At 39.1% G+C, this 17,903-nt stretch carries 13 protein-coding genes, 18 tRNA genes and 2 rRNA genes; 27 read left to right on the forward strand and 6 right to left on the reverse strand.

Annotated features, from left to right (window positions below; genetic code table 11):
- The 21 genes from F7731_RS05240 to F7731_RS05340 all read left to right on the forward strand — a co-directional run.
- Positions 1-94, forward strand: a 23S ribosomal RNA gene (locus F7731_RS05240); the annotation flags it as partial.
- Between the two features lie 114 nt (positions 95-208).
- A 5S ribosomal RNA gene (gene rrf, locus F7731_RS05245) occupies positions 209-325 on the forward strand.
- Between the two features lie 11 nt (positions 326-336).
- Positions 337-411: transfer RNA gene (locus F7731_RS05250), tRNA-Asn, on the forward strand.
- 3 nt (positions 412-414) lie between these two features.
- Positions 415-504, forward strand: a tRNA-Ser gene (locus tag F7731_RS05255).
- Between the two features lie 16 nt (positions 505-520).
- Positions 521-595: transfer RNA gene (locus F7731_RS05260), tRNA-Glu, on the forward strand.
- 2 nt (positions 596-597) lie between these two features.
- Positions 598-673: transfer RNA gene (locus tag F7731_RS05265), tRNA-Val, on the forward strand.
- A 44-nt stretch (positions 674-717) separates the two neighbouring features.
- Positions 718-791, forward strand: a tRNA-Met gene (locus F7731_RS05270).
- A gap of 3 nt (positions 792-794) precedes the next feature.
- Positions 795-871, forward strand: a tRNA-Asp gene (locus F7731_RS05275).
- 9 nt (positions 872-880) lie between these two features.
- Positions 881-956 (forward strand) — tRNA-Phe (locus F7731_RS05280).
- Positions 957-972: 16 nt separating this feature from the next.
- Positions 973-1,048: transfer RNA gene (locus tag F7731_RS05285), tRNA-Thr, on the forward strand.
- 124 nt (positions 1,049-1,172) lie between these two features.
- Positions 1,173-1,257 (forward strand) — tRNA-Tyr (locus F7731_RS05290).
- A 7-nt stretch (positions 1,258-1,264) separates the two neighbouring features.
- Positions 1,265-1,338, forward strand: a tRNA-Trp gene (locus tag F7731_RS05295).
- A 9-nt stretch (positions 1,339-1,347) separates the two neighbouring features.
- Positions 1,348-1,423 (forward strand) — tRNA-His (locus F7731_RS05300).
- Between the two features lie 30 nt (positions 1,424-1,453).
- Positions 1,454-1,529 (forward strand) — tRNA-His (locus F7731_RS05305).
- A 93-nt stretch (positions 1,530-1,622) separates the two neighbouring features.
- Positions 1,623-1,697 (forward strand) — tRNA-Gln (locus tag F7731_RS05310).
- Between the two features lie 3 nt (positions 1,698-1,700).
- Positions 1,701-1,775: transfer RNA gene (locus tag F7731_RS05315), tRNA-Gly, on the forward strand.
- Between the two features lie 11 nt (positions 1,776-1,786).
- Positions 1,787-1,860 (forward strand) — tRNA-Cys (locus tag F7731_RS05320).
- 26 nt (positions 1,861-1,886) lie between these two features.
- Positions 1,887-1,972, forward strand: a tRNA-Leu gene (locus F7731_RS05325).
- An 18-nt stretch (positions 1,973-1,990) separates the two neighbouring features.
- Positions 1,991-2,072 (forward strand) — tRNA-Leu (locus F7731_RS05330).
- Positions 2,073-2,360: 288 nt separating this feature from the next.
- Complete coding sequence (locus F7731_RS05335) at positions 2,361-4,085, forward strand: sulfate adenylyltransferase (RefSeq protein ID WP_151533739.1); 1,725 nt, start codon at positions 2,361-2,363, stop codon at positions 4,083-4,085.
- Between the two features lie 210 nt (positions 4,086-4,295).
- The gene (locus tag F7731_RS05340; protein WP_151533740.1) at positions 4,296-4,694 is read left to right on the forward strand and encodes a VOC family protein; all 399 of its coding nucleotides are present in this window, start codon (positions 4,296-4,298) and stop codon (positions 4,692-4,694) included.
- 120 nt (positions 4,695-4,814) lie between these two features.
- Here F7731_RS05340 and F7731_RS05345 read toward each other — a convergent pair whose 3' ends face one another.
- Entirely contained in the window at positions 4,815-5,714 is a 900-nt protein-coding gene (locus F7731_RS05345) for a glycine betaine ABC transporter substrate-binding protein (RefSeq protein WP_151534403.1), read from the reverse strand.
- Positions 5,715-6,274: 560 nt separating this feature from the next.
- Between F7731_RS05345 and F7731_RS05350 the strand changes: the two genes are divergently transcribed.
- Positions 6,275-7,453, forward strand: coding sequence for a NupC/NupG family nucleoside CNT transporter (locus tag F7731_RS05350; protein WP_151533741.1), 1,179 nt, complete (start codon positions 6,275-6,277; stop codon positions 7,451-7,453).
- Between the two features lie 183 nt (positions 7,454-7,636).
- Here the strand turns inward: F7731_RS05350 and F7731_RS05355 are convergent, their stop codons facing one another.
- The 3 genes from F7731_RS05355 to F7731_RS05365 all read right to left on the reverse strand — a co-directional run bounded on the left by F7731_RS05355 (position 7,637) and on the right by F7731_RS05365 (position 11,151).
- Positions 7,637-9,037 carry an amino acid permease gene (locus tag F7731_RS05355; protein ID WP_151533742.1) on the reverse strand — a complete coding sequence of 467 codons (1,401 nt, stop codon included), beginning with the start codon at positions 9,035-9,037 and terminating at the stop codon, positions 7,637-7,639.
- Positions 9,038-9,075: 38 nt separating this feature from the next.
- Positions 9,076-10,356, reverse strand: a complete 1,281-nt coding sequence (gene kynU / locus F7731_RS05360; protein ID WP_151533743.1) for a kynureninase — start codon at positions 10,354-10,356, stop codon at positions 9,076-9,078.
- A gap of 177 nt (positions 10,357-10,533) precedes the next feature.
- Entirely contained in the window at positions 10,534-11,151 is a 618-nt protein-coding gene (locus F7731_RS05365; protein ID WP_151533744.1) for a TetR/AcrR family transcriptional regulator, read from the reverse strand.
- A gap of 191 nt (positions 11,152-11,342) precedes the next feature.
- Between F7731_RS05365 and kynA the strand changes: the two genes are divergently transcribed.
- Together kynA and kynB are read left to right on the forward strand one after the other, a co-directional pair.
- Entirely contained in the window at positions 11,343-12,200 is an 858-nt protein-coding gene (gene kynA / locus F7731_RS05370) for a tryptophan 2,3-dioxygenase (RefSeq protein ID WP_151533745.1), read from the forward strand.
- A 13-nt stretch (positions 12,201-12,213) separates the two neighbouring features.
- Positions 12,214-12,840, forward strand: a complete 627-nt coding sequence (gene kynB / locus F7731_RS05375; protein ID WP_151533746.1) for an arylformamidase — start codon at positions 12,214-12,216, stop codon at positions 12,838-12,840.
- Positions 12,841-12,910: 70 nt separating this feature from the next.
- Here kynB and F7731_RS05380 read toward each other — a convergent pair whose 3' ends face one another.
- Positions 12,911-14,326 carry a LysM peptidoglycan-binding domain-containing protein gene (locus tag F7731_RS05380; RefSeq protein WP_151533747.1) on the reverse strand — a complete coding sequence of 472 codons (1,416 nt, stop codon included), beginning with the start codon at positions 14,324-14,326 and terminating at the stop codon, positions 12,911-12,913.
- A gap of 141 nt (positions 14,327-14,467) precedes the next feature.
- Here F7731_RS05380 and F7731_RS05385 point away from each other — a divergent pair, with 141 nt between their 5' ends.
- Together F7731_RS05385 and F7731_RS05390 are read left to right on the forward strand one after the other, a co-directional pair.
- Positions 14,468-15,415 carry a 3-hydroxyacyl-CoA dehydrogenase family protein gene (locus F7731_RS05385; RefSeq protein WP_151533748.1) on the forward strand — a complete coding sequence of 316 codons (948 nt, stop codon included), beginning with the start codon at positions 14,468-14,470 and terminating at the stop codon, positions 15,413-15,415.
- 340 nt (positions 15,416-15,755) lie between these two features.
- Positions 15,756-15,829, forward strand: a tRNA-Gly gene (locus tag F7731_RS05390).
- A 76-nt stretch (positions 15,830-15,905) separates the two neighbouring features.
- Here the strand turns inward: F7731_RS05390 and F7731_RS05395 are convergent.
- A complete protein-coding gene (locus tag F7731_RS05395) occupies positions 15,906-16,574 on the reverse strand; it encodes a B3/B4 domain-containing protein (protein ID WP_151533749.1) in 669 nt (222 codons plus the stop codon).
- A 103-nt stretch (positions 16,575-16,677) separates the two neighbouring features.
- Here F7731_RS05395 and queG point away from each other — a divergent pair, with 103 nt between their 5' ends.
- Positions 16,678-17,826, forward strand: a complete 1,149-nt coding sequence (queG, locus tag F7731_RS05400) for a tRNA epoxyqueuosine(34) reductase QueG (protein WP_151533750.1) — start codon at positions 16,678-16,680, stop codon at positions 17,824-17,826.
- Positions 17,827-17,903: the final 77 nt, after the last annotated feature.

Genomic DNA, 17,903 nt, shown 5'->3' on the forward strand with positions numbered 1-17,903 from the left:
AGACCCCTGAAAGATGATCAGGTTGATAGGTTTGAGGTGGAAGCGTGGCGACACGTGGAGCTGACAAATACTAATCGGTCGAGGACTTAACCACATTTAAGATTACTCGAATTCTTCTTCAACATTATCTAGTTTTGAGAGAATAAAAAAATCTCTTGAAAAAAATAAAAAAGACGGTATAATAGATATTGTCTTTAATAAATATAGGCTTGGTGGCGATAGCGAGAAGGTCACACCCGTTCCCATCCCGAACACGGAAGTTAAGCTTCTCAGCGCCAATGGTAGTTTGGGGCTGTCCCCATGTGAGAGTAGGACGTCGCCAAGCATTTAGATTGTTCCGCAGTAGCTCAGTGGTAGAGCATTCGGCTGTTAACCGAACGGTCGTAGGTTCGAATCCTACCTGCGGAGCCATATGGAGAGCTGTCCGAGTGGCCGAAGGAGCACGATTGGAAATCGTGTATACGCAACCGCGTATCAAGGGTTCAAATCCCTTGCTCTCCGCCATTTAATATTACATACTGGCCCATTGGTCAAGCGGTTAAGACACCGCCCTTTCACGGCGGTAACACGGGTTCGAATCCCGTATGGGTCACCATTGGAGGATTAGCTCAGCTGGGAGAGCATCTGCCTTACAAGCAGAGGGTCGGCGGTTCGATCCCGTCATCCTCCACCATGTTGATTTATAAGCAGCATGGAAAAGTTAATAAATATTATTATCGCGGGGTGGAGCAGTTCGGTAGCTCGTCGGGCTCATAACCCGAAGGTCGCAGGTTCAAATCCTGTCCCCGCAATATGGTCCGGTAGTTCAGTTGGTTAGAATGCCTGCCTGTCACGCAGGAGGTCGCGGGTTCGAGTCCCGTCCGGACCGCCATTTAAGTTTGGCTCAGTAGCTCAGTCGGTAGAGCAAAGGACTGAAAATCCTTGTGTCGGCGGTTCGATTCCGTCCTGAGCCACCATTTATATAAACAATATGCCGGCCTAGCTCAATTGGTAGAGCAACTGACTTGTAATCAGTAGGTTGGGGGTTCAAGTCCTCTGGCCGGCACCAAAAATTTAAAATTACAACTTCGAAGCTACTCTTCAATGAATGGTAATTTTAAATTTTTGCGACAAATCACGCAGGGATTTGGAGCAGGTTTATATACTACAATACATTAATAATTTAGAGATACGGTGGGGTAGCGAAGTGGCTAAACGCGGCGGACTGTAAATCCGCTCCCTTTGGGTTCGGCGGTTCGAATCCGTCCCCCACCACCATTCCTATAGGGGTATAGTTTAATGGTAAAACGAAGGTCTCCAAAACCTTTGATGTGGGTTCGATTCCTACTACCCCTGCCATTAATTATGGCGGTTGTGGCGAAGTGGTTAACGCATCGGATTGTGGTTCCGACACTCGTGGGTTCGATTCCCATCAGCCGCCCCATATTATTATTTTAAATTATTAAGAATTATGGCGATTGTGGCGAAGTGGTTAACGCATCGGATTGTGGTTCCGACACTCGTGGGTTCGATTCCCATCAGTCGCCCCATAAACATATTAGATTTTACTTTTATATTTAATAATAAAATGAATTGTGTTATTATTTAATAAATAAACATATAAAAAAACATTAATTATTTAATGGGCTATAGCCAAGCGGTAAGGCATCGCACTTTGACTGCGACATGCGTTGGTTCGAATCCAGCTAGCCCAGCCATTTGCGGAAGTAGTTCAGTGGTAGAACACCACCTTGCCAAGGTGGGGGTCGCGGGTTCGAATCCCGTCTTCCGCTCCAATTTAATCTAAGGCGGCATAGCCAAGTGGTAAGGCATGGGTCTGCAAAACCCTGATCACCGGTTCAAATCCGGTTGCCGCCTCCAATTTTAAAATTAATGTTTTTATATATGCCGGGGTGGCGGAACTGGCAGACGCACAGGACTTAAAATCCTGCGGTAGGTGACTACCGTACCGGTTCGATTCCGGTCCTCGGCACTTCTTAAAACTTAATACGCCGGTGTGGCGGAATTGGCAGACGCGCACGACTCAAAATCGTGTTCCTTCTGGAGTGTCGGTTCGACCCCGACCACCGGTATTAAAATTCGCGAAAAGACTGAACTTACTAACGTAAGTTCTTTTTTCGTTTACTGACTTATTAAATGGTCGTGCGTAACAAAAAGCCTCGTTTTCTTAGTTCATAGGAAAGTGAGGCTTTTTTAATTATTGAGAGATAAGGGGGAGTTGAAGTTCCCCGCTAAATAAGGTCATGAAACCTGTCCGTATAAGTCTAAAAGATTATCTTAATAATTATCTAAATCTTCTAAAAACACAGAGGATTTTAGGGATATTTGTAGAATATAAGTGATATCGGGAGGGAGATATAATGAATCAAAATACTGATGTATTGGACGAAAAGAAATTAGCGAGTTACCCACAACAACCGCATGGGGGGAAATTAGTTAATCGTGTTCTTACGGGTATAGAATGTGATGAAGCAATGGAAAGAGCGAAGCAGCTGCCAATGATTATGGTGGATTTGGAGGCTGTTATTACCCTTGAAATGATCGCGACAGGGGTATTGTCGCCACATAAAGGTTTTATGGTTGAGGAGGATTATAAATCAGTTCTTTTGAATGGCCGATTAAAGAACGGACTCGTTTGGCCTGTGCCGCTAAGTTTTGCGCCTATTGGTGACCGAAACAAACAGGTTATTCAGTCATTGTCAGTCGGGGATGATGTGGCTCTTGTAGATGAAACAAGTGAGCCGGTCGCCATTCTTAAGTTGGATGATATTTTTTATTATGATAGGGATTTCCGTGCAACGCATCTTTTCGGTACGACTGACCGCAACCATCCGGGTGTAGATGCCATTTACCGACGGATGGGTGATACTGCTTTAGGTGGTCCAATTCAATTGCTTCGCCGGGTTCATTGGGGGCCATTTGAAAGTATAAGAATGGAGCCAAAAGAAACGTGGAAACTATTTTACGAGAAGAAGAAGTTTAAATCAGTTGGAGGGTTTATCACTGGAGCAAATCCTTTACACCGCGGACATGAGTACATACATAGAAATGCATTAGAAGAGTTGGATGGTTTGTTTGTTCAGCCACTAGTAGAGCTGGCAAAACGTGAATATACTCGTCATGAGTTTCGGATGTTATCCTACCGAAGTGTTCTGGATACATATTATCCGAAAGAAAGAACAATACTTGCACCACTAAGAGTTACGTACATTTTCGCTGGTCCTCGTGAAGCGGTACTTCATGCCTTAATTATGAAAAACTATGGTTGTACTCATGCACTTATTGGACGGGATCATGCGGGAGTTGGTGACTATTATGATAAATATGCTAGTCATACCATTTTTGATGAGTTTACCGCAGATGAATTAGGAATTGATATTCGATTGTTCCATGAAGTATTTTACTGTACTCGTTGTGATAGTCTTGCAAGCGACCAAACATGTCCTCATGATTTGAAGTATCGAATTAATATTTCTGGTACAGGTATTAGGGAATTACTGCGTTACGGTGTGTTGCCACCGAAGGAAATTGTCAGACCAGAATCAGCTCGAATTGCGATGCAAGGTGTTCAGCCAAAAGGTATTGATGAGAACAACCAGGCTATCGCACCAGTTGGCAAAACGATAAAAAGTATTTTCCCATATTATTTGACTCGTTCTAGACTAGGTGGGCCAAAGCGAAAAACGCCTCTTGAGGTAGAACAACTGACAATCGAAGACCTAGAAGCAGCAATTATGGATGTTCGGTCAAATGCTGATCAGATTTATAAAGGCATATTTGAAGAGTTTAGTTATGTTGCGGACACGCTTCGTACGACACAGCCTGATTGGGTCGCGGCTGCTCGCGAATCTATCTACAAACAACAAGAAATGGTTGTTGAGTATTTAGAAGAAAAGGTGGATAATGCACCTAACCAGGCATCGGATGAATTTATGTATCAAGATAAGGGCGAAGCAGAGCGCGAACTAGAAGTAGCTCGTAAAATCTTCGACGATATCCCGTCACCTCTACGTGCTGAGGACCTGCAATATCGAGTATGGAACACTCTTCCATACAAGCGCTACCGAGGAAGTGACGAAGAGTAGTTTAGCAATTTGTATATGAAATAGGAAACGACCACCTAAATACACTCACAAATGTTGTTAAAGCAATGTTTGTGAGTGTTTTTTGATTAAGGATAGTATAATGACCAGCCCGTAAATAATTGAATAATCATAACAGTTTAGTTTAGAATTGGGATAATTAAATATTAAATAATATTTAGTAGGAAAAATTTGTGTAGGGGGCAATTTATTATGGAAAAAGTAACGCCATTTTTAATGTTTCAAGACGGTAAGGCTGAAAAAGCGATGAACTATTACACATCCCTTATTGAGGATTCACAAATAACGAATATTGCTAAATATGGAGCAAATGAACCTGGAGATGAAGGCACTATAAAGCAGGCCACATTTACATTAAAAGGGCAAGAATTTATGTGTATAGATAGTAATATAAAACATCAATTTACCTTTACACCTTCGTTTTCAATTTTTGTTACTTGTAATACAGAAGAAGAACTGGATAATCTTTATCAAAAACTAAGCGAAGGTGGACAAGCACTTATGCCTTTAGGTGATTATGGTTTCAGTAAAAAATTTGGTTGGTTAAATGATCAATTCGGAGTTTCATGGCAGCTAAATCTTCCAAAATAGAACAAGAAAAACGTGAATTTATTTAATTTCAATTTTGTTTAAGCCAAAAATATGCATGTTTAAAATAATAAATTTCATATTTTTGGCTTTATTACATTTGAAAAACAACAATCTTATCTACTACTTTAAATCTTCAATAGAATCAATATCCATATAAGAAGGAACGACTAATCCTTGCCGAACATTTTCCATGTTTACGCCAATATCATCAAATTTGCCCTCGAACTTTTCAACGTACGGTTTATGCGAATTAGGAAGCCATGGTGCAAATGAAACATCTGTACTTCCGTCAGCAATAGCTGCGAACAACGGACCTAATTCTACAAACATTAATTTAACATCATAACCCATATCTTCAAGAACAAGTTTCATCATATGGTGACTTGCGATTTCGCTGTCCCAAACGGTAGAAGCAATTTTTATTTGAACCCCTTTCACCTTTCGTACGCCCTCTGTCCACTTATCAACCTTAGCTTTATGCTTATCGATCCAATGTTGGGCAGCTTCCTCAGGCTCAGTACCTTCTTCAATTTCAACCATTATCTCTTCCATATCTTTTACATCCCATTTAAATCGTTGAAAAATTTCATACGCTTCCGGAAAATCTTCGTTTAACCCGATACGGCCAATCGTATGAATTTCCTCAGTGCCTCCATACACTAATTTTGGATCATCTAAAAATTTCAAATCGTATCTAACAAATTTCCAGTGTGGACTCCAGCCAGTTACAATGATTGGCTCTTTCTTGTCATATGACTTTTTTAAAGCAGCAGTCATGGCAGCCCCATTTCCTGTAGTAACTTCCCATTCTGCCAAATCATATTCTTCGAGAACCCTTTCCGTTGCATGCATATGCCCAGATCCAGGTTCAATACCGGTAATTTTATATTTTACTTGTTCACCAATTGTATCAATACTCTCGGCACCATCTGCAGTCGCCTTTTTATTATCCCTATTACAACCAGCTAGCCCGGTCACTAATAACGAAGCAGCAATGATTCCAATGAGTTTTTTTGAAATGGTCATTTGTTAATTTTCCTCCTTAGTATGTTTTCCTTTTAAATTAATAAAGCTAAAGGTAGATCTTAATAACATGATTATCTAGCTTTATTCTTTCGTCTTACCCCCTTTTCTATATTTTGAAATTTTAAAATATTCTATTGCTATTATTACTATATTGGTATTAATAGCCTTTTACAAATGGCGTATATGGGCATAATTGAAATATATGGAGTATATGACAGCATCAGCAACTTCCTGCTCCTATCATTCTCAGCATTACATCGGATTCCTTTCATATACTCCAAAATTGGGGGATTGTTCAAAAAAATATATTAATGGGCCAATCCCTTGAATTGTGGATCTACAAGACATTGTCATGACTAAGCCTGTTTAATTATGGGGAGGATGAAAATAAGATAAAAACCATGTGAAGTTTTATAAGTGTAAAAAGTATCCTTTGAGATAAATTGATAAAGTTGAGTTTTTTATTCAAAAAACTTATATATTTATGTTAAAATAATTTATTGTGTACTTTTGCACAAATCTACTTCTAGAAATAACACATCATTGGAGGAATTATGAAATACATTATTGCTTTGTTTGGATTGCTTGTTGTTTTGGCACTTGCTTATTTATTTAGTAATAATCGGAAAGAAATAAAGATTAAACCGATAATTATTATGGTTGTTATCCAATTTTTATTAGCAGGCTTATTATTAAATACGAAATTTGGATTTGTCTTAATTACAGCGTTTTCAGACGTCTTTACAAAATTATTAGCCTATGCCGCTAGTGGAATTGACTTTGTTTTTGGAGGCCTAGCAAATAAAGGGGAAATGTCCTTTTTTCTAAACGTTCTGCTTCCAATCGTATTTATCTCGGTGTTAATAGGCATACTCCAGTATTTTAAGATACTACCTTTCATTATGAAAGGAATTGGTTTGCTGTTAAGTAAAGTAAATGGTTTGGGGAAATTAGAGTCATACAATGCTATTGCATCGGCAATGGTTGGACAATCAGAGGTGTTTATTACGGTTAAAAAGCAACTTGGCCATTTGCCGGCACACCGTCTATATACTTTATGTGCTTCAGCTATGTCCACTGTTTCAATGTCCATTGTTGGTGCTTATATGACAATGATTGAACCCAAATATGTAGTTACAGCATTGGCACTGAACTTATTCGGCGGATTTATTATTGCATCCATTATTAATCCATATAAAGTGGAACCTGAAGAAGATTTATTGGTTGTTCAAGGAGAAAAGCAAAGCTTCTTTGAAATGTTAGGTGAATATATCATTGACGGGTTTAAAGTCGCTATTATCGTCGGCGCCATGCTAATTGGATTTGTTGCGTTAATAGCAGGAATTAATAACGTTTTTGATTTAATTTTTGGTATTTCGTTTCAGGAGATATTAGGATATATTTTTGCTCCTTTTGCTTTTATCATGGGGATTCCATTTAAAGAAGCAGTTCGAGCAGGCGGAATTATGGCAACAAAGCTTGTGACAAATGAGTTTGTCGCTATGATGGATTTAGCAAAAATGCAAGATAGCTTCAGCCCGCGAACATTAGGAATTATCTCAGTTTTCCTTGTCTCGTTTGCAAACTTCTCTTCTATCGGAATCATATCCGGAGCTGTTAAGAGCTTAAACGAGCAGAAAGGAAATACAGTTGCTCGTTTTGGTCTGAAACTATTATATGGTGCAACATTAGTTAGTGTTTTGTCAGCAGTAATTGTAAGCGTTGTATTATAATGAGAATTTGTATTTTTAAAACAGCAAAATCGCATTAATTTTAACATCTTTCTACAAATTGTAGGAAGATGTTTTTTATTTGCTTACACAATGGGATCACCATAGAGTTAGTATATCTAAACAAAAATAATAGGCTTTCTCAATTAATATTTCTAAAAGAGAAAGCCTACGGCGTTTTTAAGTCTAAACCGATTTTGAATGAATATCACTTTTCACGTCTTTATTTTTCTTCTGATGCAAGTAATATGCAAGAGATAATAGAATTAACCAAGGGATTCCGACCATTAAAGTTGCTTTAAAGAAAGAGACAAACCATGTGGTGAAAAGCAGGCTAAGCATAAGGAGTGCTCCTAATAAAGTTAAATAAGGAAAGCCCCACATTCTTACTGCCAGCTTCTCGCCGCTATATTTTTTACGGAAAAAATAATGGGTGACAAAAATCATCAGCCATGTGAACATGGCACCGAACATCGAGATTCCCATCATAAGAAGATAGGCTTGATCTGGCACGATGGTGTGGATCACGGCTGCAACGGCAATCCCAATTGTAGAAAGCAATAAGGAATAAACAGGGACGTTCTTCTTATTTAATTTTCCAAAACGAGATGGTGCGTAGCCTGCTCTTGAAAGTGAAAACATCATCCGTGTGGTGATATATAGCTGGCTATTCATTGCTGATAGGGCTGCGACTAAGACAACAAAATTCATGATTCCGGCAGCGCCAGGGAAATGCATAAATTCAATGACTTTAACAAATGGGCTTTTTTCGATGCCTGCCCCGGCCCACGGTACAATGGCAAGCATAAGCGTTAAAGTAAGAAGATAGAAGAAAATCAAACGGAAAACTGTTGCTTTCAACGCTTTAGGGACTGCTGTTTGCGGATCCTCTGCCTCACCTGCTGTTACAGCAATCATCTCAATACTTAAATAACTAAATAAGGCAATGACGACCGCAATCCACATGCCTGACCATCCGTTTGGAAAGAAGCCGCCATCGTTTATGTAGTTTTGGAAGCCAATTTCCGGATTGTTTCCTCCAAAGACGACATAGCTTCCAATTAAAATAAACCCGACAATCGCGATAATTTTAATCATGGAAAACCAATATTCAACGGAACCAAATAAATTTACGCTCGTTGCATTTACATAAATTAAAATGGCTGAAAAGACAACAATCCATACAGTTCCAGGGACACTTGGAAACCAGTAGGACATGTATACAGCTACTGCAGTTACTTCCACACCAACAGCCGCAACGATACAAGCCCAATAAGAATAGCGCACAAGATAGCCTGCCCATGGATTGATATAGTGCTCAGCATAGGCGCCGAATGACCCAGAAGTAGGGTGAGCAACAGTCATTTCAGCCAGACACCCCATTAGTAATAGGGCAATTAAAGCACCAATGGCATAGCTAATTATGACACTTGGTCCAGCTTGTCCAATTGCAAAGCCGCTCCCAAGAAAAAGACCTGTTCCAATTGCTCCACCAATCGCAATCATTGAAATTTGCCCAGTTGTTAACCCTTTACTGAGACCTTTTTCTCGTTCTACAATTTGTTGAAAGCTCCCATTTTGCTTCATGCAAATTCTCCTTTATTTTTTCAGGTCTGAATTGGAAACTAAGCTACTACATTTCTAGCATTTTCATAATTTTTATATTCTTCGTTTACCATAATTCTTTTAATAATTTGAATGGTTTCCCATATCTCTTCAAAAGTTGTATATAAAGCGATTGGGGCAAGCCTGATAACATTTGGGGCTCGGAAATCAGGGATGACTTGATGATCTTTTAAAGCTTTGCAGATTCTTGCCGCTTCACGATGCTCTAAACAAACATGTCCTCCACGGTGCTCATTTTCACCTGGGTTTCCAATATCAAATCCAAAATCAGATAGTTCAGCCTCAATCAAATTCATCATATATTCAGTCATTTCAAGAGACTTCTTTCGGATATTTTCGATTCCAGCCTCAGCAAATATTTCAAGGGACCCTAAGAGCGGGGCAGTACTTAAAATATGTGGAGTGCCGGTTTGAAAGGCACCAGCCGAATGAGCATGTGTTAAATCCAGTTCAAGGTCAAATTGTTTTTCTTTGTTTGAACTAAACCAACCTGCTAGACCAGGGGCTTTTCCATGGTGTCTTTTATGTACAAATAAACCTCCAACTCCGCCTGGACCGCTATTTAAATACTTATAATTACACCAGACTGCAAAATCGACATCCCAATCATGCAAGGAATGCGGAAGGGCTCCAATGGAATGGGCCAAGTCAAATCCTATTAAAATATTTCTTTTATGGGCTTCTTGCGTTAAAAGTTCCATGTCAAGTAGCTGTCCACTTCGATATAACACAGATGGCAGCCAAACGATAGCGACCTCGTCTGTCATGGCAGAAATGATATCGGCTTCGTTAATGGTGCGTGAATCATGACTTTTTACTAATATTAAATGTTCGTTTGGATCAAGCCCATGTAACTGTAATTGGGACTTTATCGCATAAATATCAGATGGAAAGTCCAATTCATCAGCTACTATTTTTGTCCGTTTTCCTTCAGGTTTGTAAAAGGTAGCGAATAGTTGATGAATATTTGTCGTGATGGAGCCTGTAACAATTGTCTCCTCCGGTTTTGCTCCGATTAAGGGGGTAGTCAATGCGCCTAATTTCTCCGAAAAATCAAACCAAGGCTGATGCCCTGAAGTCCATCCATCTATACCTAGATTCTTCCAATCATCTAAACTAAGAAGCAATGTTTTTTCTGCTCGTTTAGAAAGCAGTCCTAAAGAGTTTCCGTCCATATAATATGTACCTTCTTTTATATAAAACTCTTCCCTGAAGGTCCAACTGCCGCGATCTAATTGTTGTGCATATTCTTTAGTTTGTAGAAATGTATCCGATTTCATTAGAGAGATAACCATCCTTTCTAGTATGTTACTAAAAGAATATATTAGAAACTGACATGGTGTCAATATTATTTAAGTCAAATATTTAAAAAATTCAAATATTAGAAATGGAGAAAAAAACGGGCGATTCTGAAGATGTTCGCCCGTTTTTCGTTAGTTCATTTTAATGTAAACCGCTTATTTATATAGACCAGAAGTATAAATAGATGTTATAGTTTTAGAAATTTCCTCAACTGTAGCTAGGTTCTCGTCCCGAACAATTTCCCATAAATACATTTCATTCGTATAAAACCATGCTCGAGCTACAATTTCATGATTCAACCCCTTGCCGGCAATTCCACTTTGCTGAGAGTAGGCAATATCCTTTGAGATCCCCTGGATAAATTTAGTTTGAATTTTCCTCCAATTATTAGATACGGCAGTGGAGAAACCGATGGCTTGATGAAATACACGCATCATAGGTCGTTCTTTCTCAGCTAATTTTAAGAAGGAATATGCTTGTGTTTGAATGATTTCTTCCGCTTCTTCTTTTGTCTGTGGGAAAAAAGGTGTCTCAGCAATTTGATAGAATTGTTGCATTACATCTTCCATCAAAACAATTAATATATCATCTTTCCCCTCAAAGTGAACATACGCAGTCCCATATCCTACCTTTGCCTTTTTAATAATTTGAGAAATGGTCGTTTTTTGATATCCTTCTTTTACAAATACCTCTTTAGCCGCCTCTAGCAACTTTTCTCTCGTTATCACGGAACGCAAATGACGTTTATCAATGGCTTCGTTTTCTATCACCATTTTACCTCCTAGTCGTTTTATATATATTAAGCATATAAGGCTTTTTACAAAAACGAAAGGCGTTTATTAAAAATATGAGATTCAATAGTTTTTATAATATTTGGAATTTTTATTGACTGAAGGTACTATTCTTGATACGGTTTAGTTATTAAGTTGCAGTGATTATGGATTAATAGAAGGTGAGGGCGAGAATGGAACAAAAACCCACAAATGAAGCTAGTACGGAACATAATCTCGAAAAAACGATACATACTGATTTCCAAAAAAGTATGTCATATGGGGATTATCTTCATCTTGATCAAATCCTTTCTAGTCAACATCGATTGAGCAACCATCATGATGAAATGCTCTTTATCATCATTCATCAAGCAAGTGAACTATGGATGAAGCTCATCATACATGAGCTTTCAGCTGCGACAGAATGTATTCTCGAAAATAACTTAGAGACTTCTTTTAAAATGCTTGCTCGTGTGTCGAGAATCCAACTGCAATTGATTCAATCTTGGAATGTATTGTCTACGCTAACTCCAGCAGAATACTTAGAGTTTCGTGACAAGCTAGGGTCTTCTTCTGGTTTTCAATCATACCAAAACCGCTTAATTGAATTTGCACTAGGACATAAAAATGCCTCTTCACTAGCAGTTTATAAGCATCAAAAGGAGCTTTTCGAAACAATGAACAAGGCTCTAAATAAGCCAAGTATTTATGATGCGGCGATTCATGCTCTTGCTATTCGCGGATTGCCAATCGATCAAGATGCTCTTGAGAGAGACTGGTCACAAAACTACGAGCCAAATGCAAGTGTAGAAACAGCGTGGCTGACTGTTTATCGAGATGTGAAGCAGTATTGGGATCTTTACGAATTAGCAGAGAAGCTTGTTGATATCGGAAGTCAACAGCAGGCTTGGCGGTTTCATCATATGAACACTGTGGAGAGAATTATTGGTCATAAGCAGGGGACTGGTGGCTCTTCAGGTGTTCCTTATTTAAAAAGGGTTCTTGACCACCAATTCTTTCCGGAATTATTGAGCTTAAGAACGAAGCTATAAAGGAGATTGTGACTTGAGTAAATGGATTGATATATCACAACAATTGGATGAAAAGGTGGCTGTCTGGCCCGGAGATACTCCATTTTCCTATAAGGTCAACTGGAGCAAAGAAGATAGCGGATCTGTAAATGTCGGGCAAATCACGATGAGCACACATACTGGTACACATATTGATGCACCTTTCCATTTTGACAATGAAGGAAAAAGAGTAATCGATCTGGATTTAGATTTGTATATTGGTCCAGCTCTTGTCATACATTTGGCGAATAAAGACAGCATTGGTGTGGATGAAGTGAGTACAGTTGATTTAACTGGGGTGACCCGTCTGCTAATCAATACTGGGGCTTGGAAAAATCGAGCTGTTTTCCCCGAAAGCATTCCTTATATTGAGCCAGAATTGGCAGCATACCTGTCACAGAAGGGAGTTCGGCTAATTGGTCTTGATTTGCCGTCCGTTGATCCGCTGAACAGCAAGGAGCTAACTGCGCATCATGAACTTACACGCCACGGAGTTCATATTCTTGAAGGGCTTGTTCTTGATCATATTAACCCAGGGGAATATGAGCTTGTAGCTATCCCACTGCCACTTGCAGAGGCAGATGGAAGCCCGGTCCGTGCCGTTTTAAAAAAGAAAGAATGACCATATGTGTTAATAGTTATCTATACCAAAATCCCTTAGCATCCAAACTAAGGGATTTTAAAATGATAAATCATAATAATTTCCGTGCACTAAAGTTCCATTCTTGCACAAGCCAGTTTTGCGGAAATGGGCTTCCAAGTACCCAATAACTAACTCCTCTTAGCCCATATTTTTTAACAGTATCGAATTTGGCCTGTGCACTACGTGCGTCTTCAAACCAAACTTCATGCTGCTGACCGTTTTCGTCTGTATACCGGAAAAATGGGGATTGATATGTTTGATCGTATTGGATCGCACTACCGTATTTAGCTGCAAGTCGAATGGCTTGTTTAGGACTGACTGTTTTAGCAAAGGTCCCTTGTACCCACGGGATTTTCCAATCTCTCCCGTAAAGGGGGTAGCCCATGAGAATCTTACTAGGCGGAATCGCAGTGACGGCGTAATCTAATACTCGCTTTACTTCATTAATTGGAGAAATTGCCCATGGCTTGCCGCCAGCCCATCCCCATTCATACGTCATGAGTACGACGAAATCTAAGATTTCTCCGTGGGCTTTATAATCATGAGCTTCGTACAACAGTCCTTTTTGATCAGCGCTGATTTTTGGTGCAAGAGCTGTAGAAACAGAAAGTCCTTCTGGACGGAGTCTCGCGACAACACGCCGTAAAAATGCATTATAGTTTTCGCGGTCCTCTGGATGTACATATTCAAAATCCATGTTTAATCCCGTATAGCCTTTTGTTTTGATTGTACGAAGAATATTAGTAATTAATGTTTCCTGTAGCTCTGGATTTCGAAGAATGGTTGCGGCCAGATCGGAATTGAATTTATTTCCCGAAAAATTTGTGAGACAAAGGAGAGGAGCTACACGTCTTGACCAGGCAGCTGATATTAGTGCTTCCTCATTCATGGCTGTAATTGTCCCATCTTCTTTAATTGCATAGGTGAAGGGGGAGAGATAGGTAAAATATTTCCCTAAGGTTAAAACCTCTTGACGGCTTTCTTCATTTGTTTTGGTTGTATAAGCATTGACCTCTATTATAGGTCGTTTTCGCTCTGGGATTCTCAGCACCAGACCGGGATAAATAAATGAAGGATTTGAAAGTTGGTTTAATTTTGCAATTGCCTCTATAGTTGTTCCGTAATTCTGGGCAATGAGCCAAAGTGCTTCTCCCGACTTAACGGTGTGGAATAGTACAGGAATTGTTAAAACTTGCCCTATATAAATAACTGAGGGGTCTGTAATTTGATTAACTTCGGCAATTGCTTCTACCGTTGTTGCATATCGTCTTGCGATAGCTCCAAGGGTATCCCCTCGCTGAACTACATAGGTTTGATAAGGTGTTGGGATAACCAATGCCTGCCCGACTACTAAAACATTTGGATTATCCAACTGATTGGCCGAGGCAATTTGATTAATGTTTGCGCCATAACGCTGTGAAATTAACCACAGATTTTCACCATGCTGAACGATATGTATTTTCATAGATAGCCTCCTTTTAGATTGTTTTTCTTTACACTCTATTCCTTGATTTAATGATTATGATGCGATTGGTAACTCAATAAAAGGAAAAAAGAAAATAATTGCGAATATATCCTATAAGAACATTAATGGAGGAGAAGGGGAATGATTAAGAATATTACGGTGATCGGTTCAGGGGTTATGGGTAGTAGCATTGCTCAAGCTTTTGCAGTAAACGGTTATTTTGTCATGCTTAACGATGTTAAGGAAGAGTTCTTATCCAAAGCAAAGAACAGGATTGTAGAAAATTTATCAGTACTCGTTGAGGAAGGCGTTTTTCAAGAAGAGGATAAGGAAAAGGCTTTATCTAAAATAAACTATTCAATTGACTTGCAGGCTGCTGTCTCGGAGGCTGACTTTATTATAGAAGCAATTCCTGAAGTAATAGAGCTCAAGTGGGAACTATTCCAAAAACTAGAACAAATGATGAAACCAGAAGCGATCGTAGCTTCTAATACATCCACGCTCCTCATATCACGGCTAATGGAGAAGACTAATTTTGCCGATCGAATGGTCATTACTCATTTTTTCAATCCAGCTCATTTAGTTCCTTTAGTTGAAATCGTTAAGCATGATCAAACAAAGAAAGAAGTTGTTGAGAAAACAATTGATCTTATAAAAGGTATTGGAAAGTCACCTGTTCTCTTAAAAAAAGAGATGAATGGTTTCATTGCTAATCGTTTACAAACGGCGTTAATGCGCGAAGCATTTTATTTATTGAAGGAAGGCGTAGCAAGTGCACGGGATATTGATACGGCGGTTACTTCGGGTCCTGGTTTCAGATGGGCTTTTACCGGTCCAATTGAAATTGCCGATTTTGGCGGGCTCGATACATGGGAGCGTGTATTTGACAATGTTGCCCCAGATTTGGACGAGAGTAAGGGAGCCCCTGAAATCATTCGAGAATTGGCAGGTCAGGGGAAATTAGGAACAAAAACAGGAGAAGGGATATTTACATATGAGGAAATCGCAGCCCTGGAAAAATTAAATAATCGGGATCGCCGATGTATTCAGCTGCAAAAAGTTAAATCGAAAAAGAATATAGATGCGTAGGTGACATGCTAAAGAAAAACCAGCAGAATTTAAATGTTTTGCTGGTTTTTCAAAAAAGGTATAAGTTTCGACAAATTCCCCTAAAAAACTTGACAAAAAGCTAAAAAGGTTGTATTATTAAATATGTTGTTAATAATCAGAAATATAATCTAACAGGGAAACCTGTTTTTTATTTTTAATAAAAATGCGGGTGTAGTTTAGTGGTAAAACTACAGCCACGAGCAACGCTTCCATGAAATTTCTACGAGTTGCCTCGACGCATTTACATCCTCGAATATGCTAGAAGAGGAAGAGGCATGATTTAGCGTAATACAAATTTATTTATATAATCTTAATAAATGCGGGTGTAGTTTAGTGGTAAAACTACAGCCTTCCAAGCTGTTGTCGTGGGTTCGATTCCCATCACCCGCTCCATACATATCAACGCAGTGTTTCGTTTCAAAAAGAGAACGAGGTATTGCGTTTTTTCATATTCAACAGTGGTGCAAATTTAGCACCCTATGATGTTCACATTCCCTTTACCTCCATGTATTTGAACAAACATATTCATTAGGGATTCCACCATTTCTTTAGCTTCATTCATTTCTAAAGAAGGGCGTAAATAGACAATATGTAGGGCATTTTTTGTGTTTTCGGTAACACATGTTCTTTCTGAATCGACAAAAGGGCTACCAAAGGCTCCTGCCTCATCACTTGATACAATTAAATGTTGAACAGAATTTGGTCTTCCATTTAATCCAAAGTATTCTTCTCCTTCTTTGCCGATTTCAATCGTTATATTTCCTTGGAGCTTGTCCATATCATAGACGCCGATTGGAATTTGATATTGCAGAGAAAAAAAGTTATTGATGTCAATGGCACTATTAACCGGCTGTAAATAGTTTTGCTTTTTGACTCTACGGTATAAAGCCTCAGCTGAATGGCGATAGCGGTTCGGGTCTTTACCGGTCGTTTTGAAAATTTGTCTCCATTCTTTAATGCCCTCTAAGTCTGTTACATTTTTATCATCTAAGTCGAAGTAAATCGACTCCTGAAACAGTTGAAGACGTCCCTTCACCATTTGCGGCGATTCGCCTACCTCGATGCCATCATACCGAATGACACCGACTTTAAAATTTGGAATATGTTCGCAAAGCTCTGTAGAAATACTAATTTCCAACCTTTCCACCTCCAAAATTACTTTAAAATAGTTTATCATAATAAAGGTTGATTAAATAATATTAAGGACCTTTATATACACCTTCAGAGAAAGGAGGGGTTCAATGAATACAGCTCAACTAAAACAGGAGATCATTGAATACAGTAAAAAAATTGGCATTGATAAAATTGGCTTTACGACAGCAGATCCATTTATTGAAATGAAAAATCGGCTTATTCGTCAGCAAGAGCTGCAATATCAATCAGGGTTTGAAGAAAAAGATATTGAAAAAAGGGTAAATCCTGCACTACTTCTAGACGAACCTCGTTCAATTATTGCCATCGCCCTTGCTTATCCTTCAAAAATGACGAATAGAACAATTAGCAAAAAAGGAGAGAGACGAGGGATCTTTTGCCGTGCTTCATGGGGAATAGATTATCATCATATCTTACGGGACCGACTTCATTTACTTGAGGAATTTATTAAAGAAAAAGTTCCACATGCTAAATGCAAATCAATGGTAGATACGGGAGAATTAGTGGACAGGGCAGTAGCCGAAAGAGCTGGGATTGGCTGGAGCGGGAAGAATTGTTCCATTATTACACCAGAGTTTGGTTCGTATGTGTACTTAGGTGAAATGATTACGACTATTCCTTTTGAACCAGATACGCCGATGGAGGATCGCTGTGGAACATGCAATAAATGCGTTGACGCTTGCCCTACTGGAGCTTTAGTCCAAGGCGGACAGCTAGATTCAAATCGATGTATCGCTTTCCTTACGCAGACAAAAGGATTTCTACCAGATGAATTCCGTGAAAAATTAGGCAATCGGATATATGGCTGTGATTCTTGTCAAACGGCTTGTCCGGTAAATAAAGGAATGGATTTTCATTTCCATGAAGAAATGGAGCCAGATCCCGAAATCGTTAAGCCGCTGTTAAGATCACTACTCCAAATAAGCAATCGAGAATTTAAAGAAAAATTTGGCCCATTGTCTGGATCATGGCGTGGGAAAAAGCCAATTCAACGTAATGCGATTATTGCCCTTACCCATTTTAAAGACGAGACAGCTGTAGATGAGCTTATTCAAGTCATGAACTCTGATTCACGCCCTGTTATTCGTGGTACGGCTGCGTGGGCTTTAGGAAAAATTGGAGGAGAGGCTGCAAATCTTGCATTGGAAAAGGCTCAACAAGTAGAAAAAGATGAAGAAGTATTGAATGAAATTGATAAAGGATTATCGTTTTTCTGTAAAGATGAGGTTGGTCAATAAATGGCTACCTCATTTTTTTTTGTCTAGCTCCAGCGCCTTTGTCTTTCATTTTGCAAAATCATCTAGCTCCTTTCATA

Source organism: Cytobacillus depressus (assembly GCF_008923245.1).
GTDB lineage: Bacteria > Bacillota > Bacilli > Bacillales > Cytobacillaceae > Cytobacillus > Cytobacillus depressus.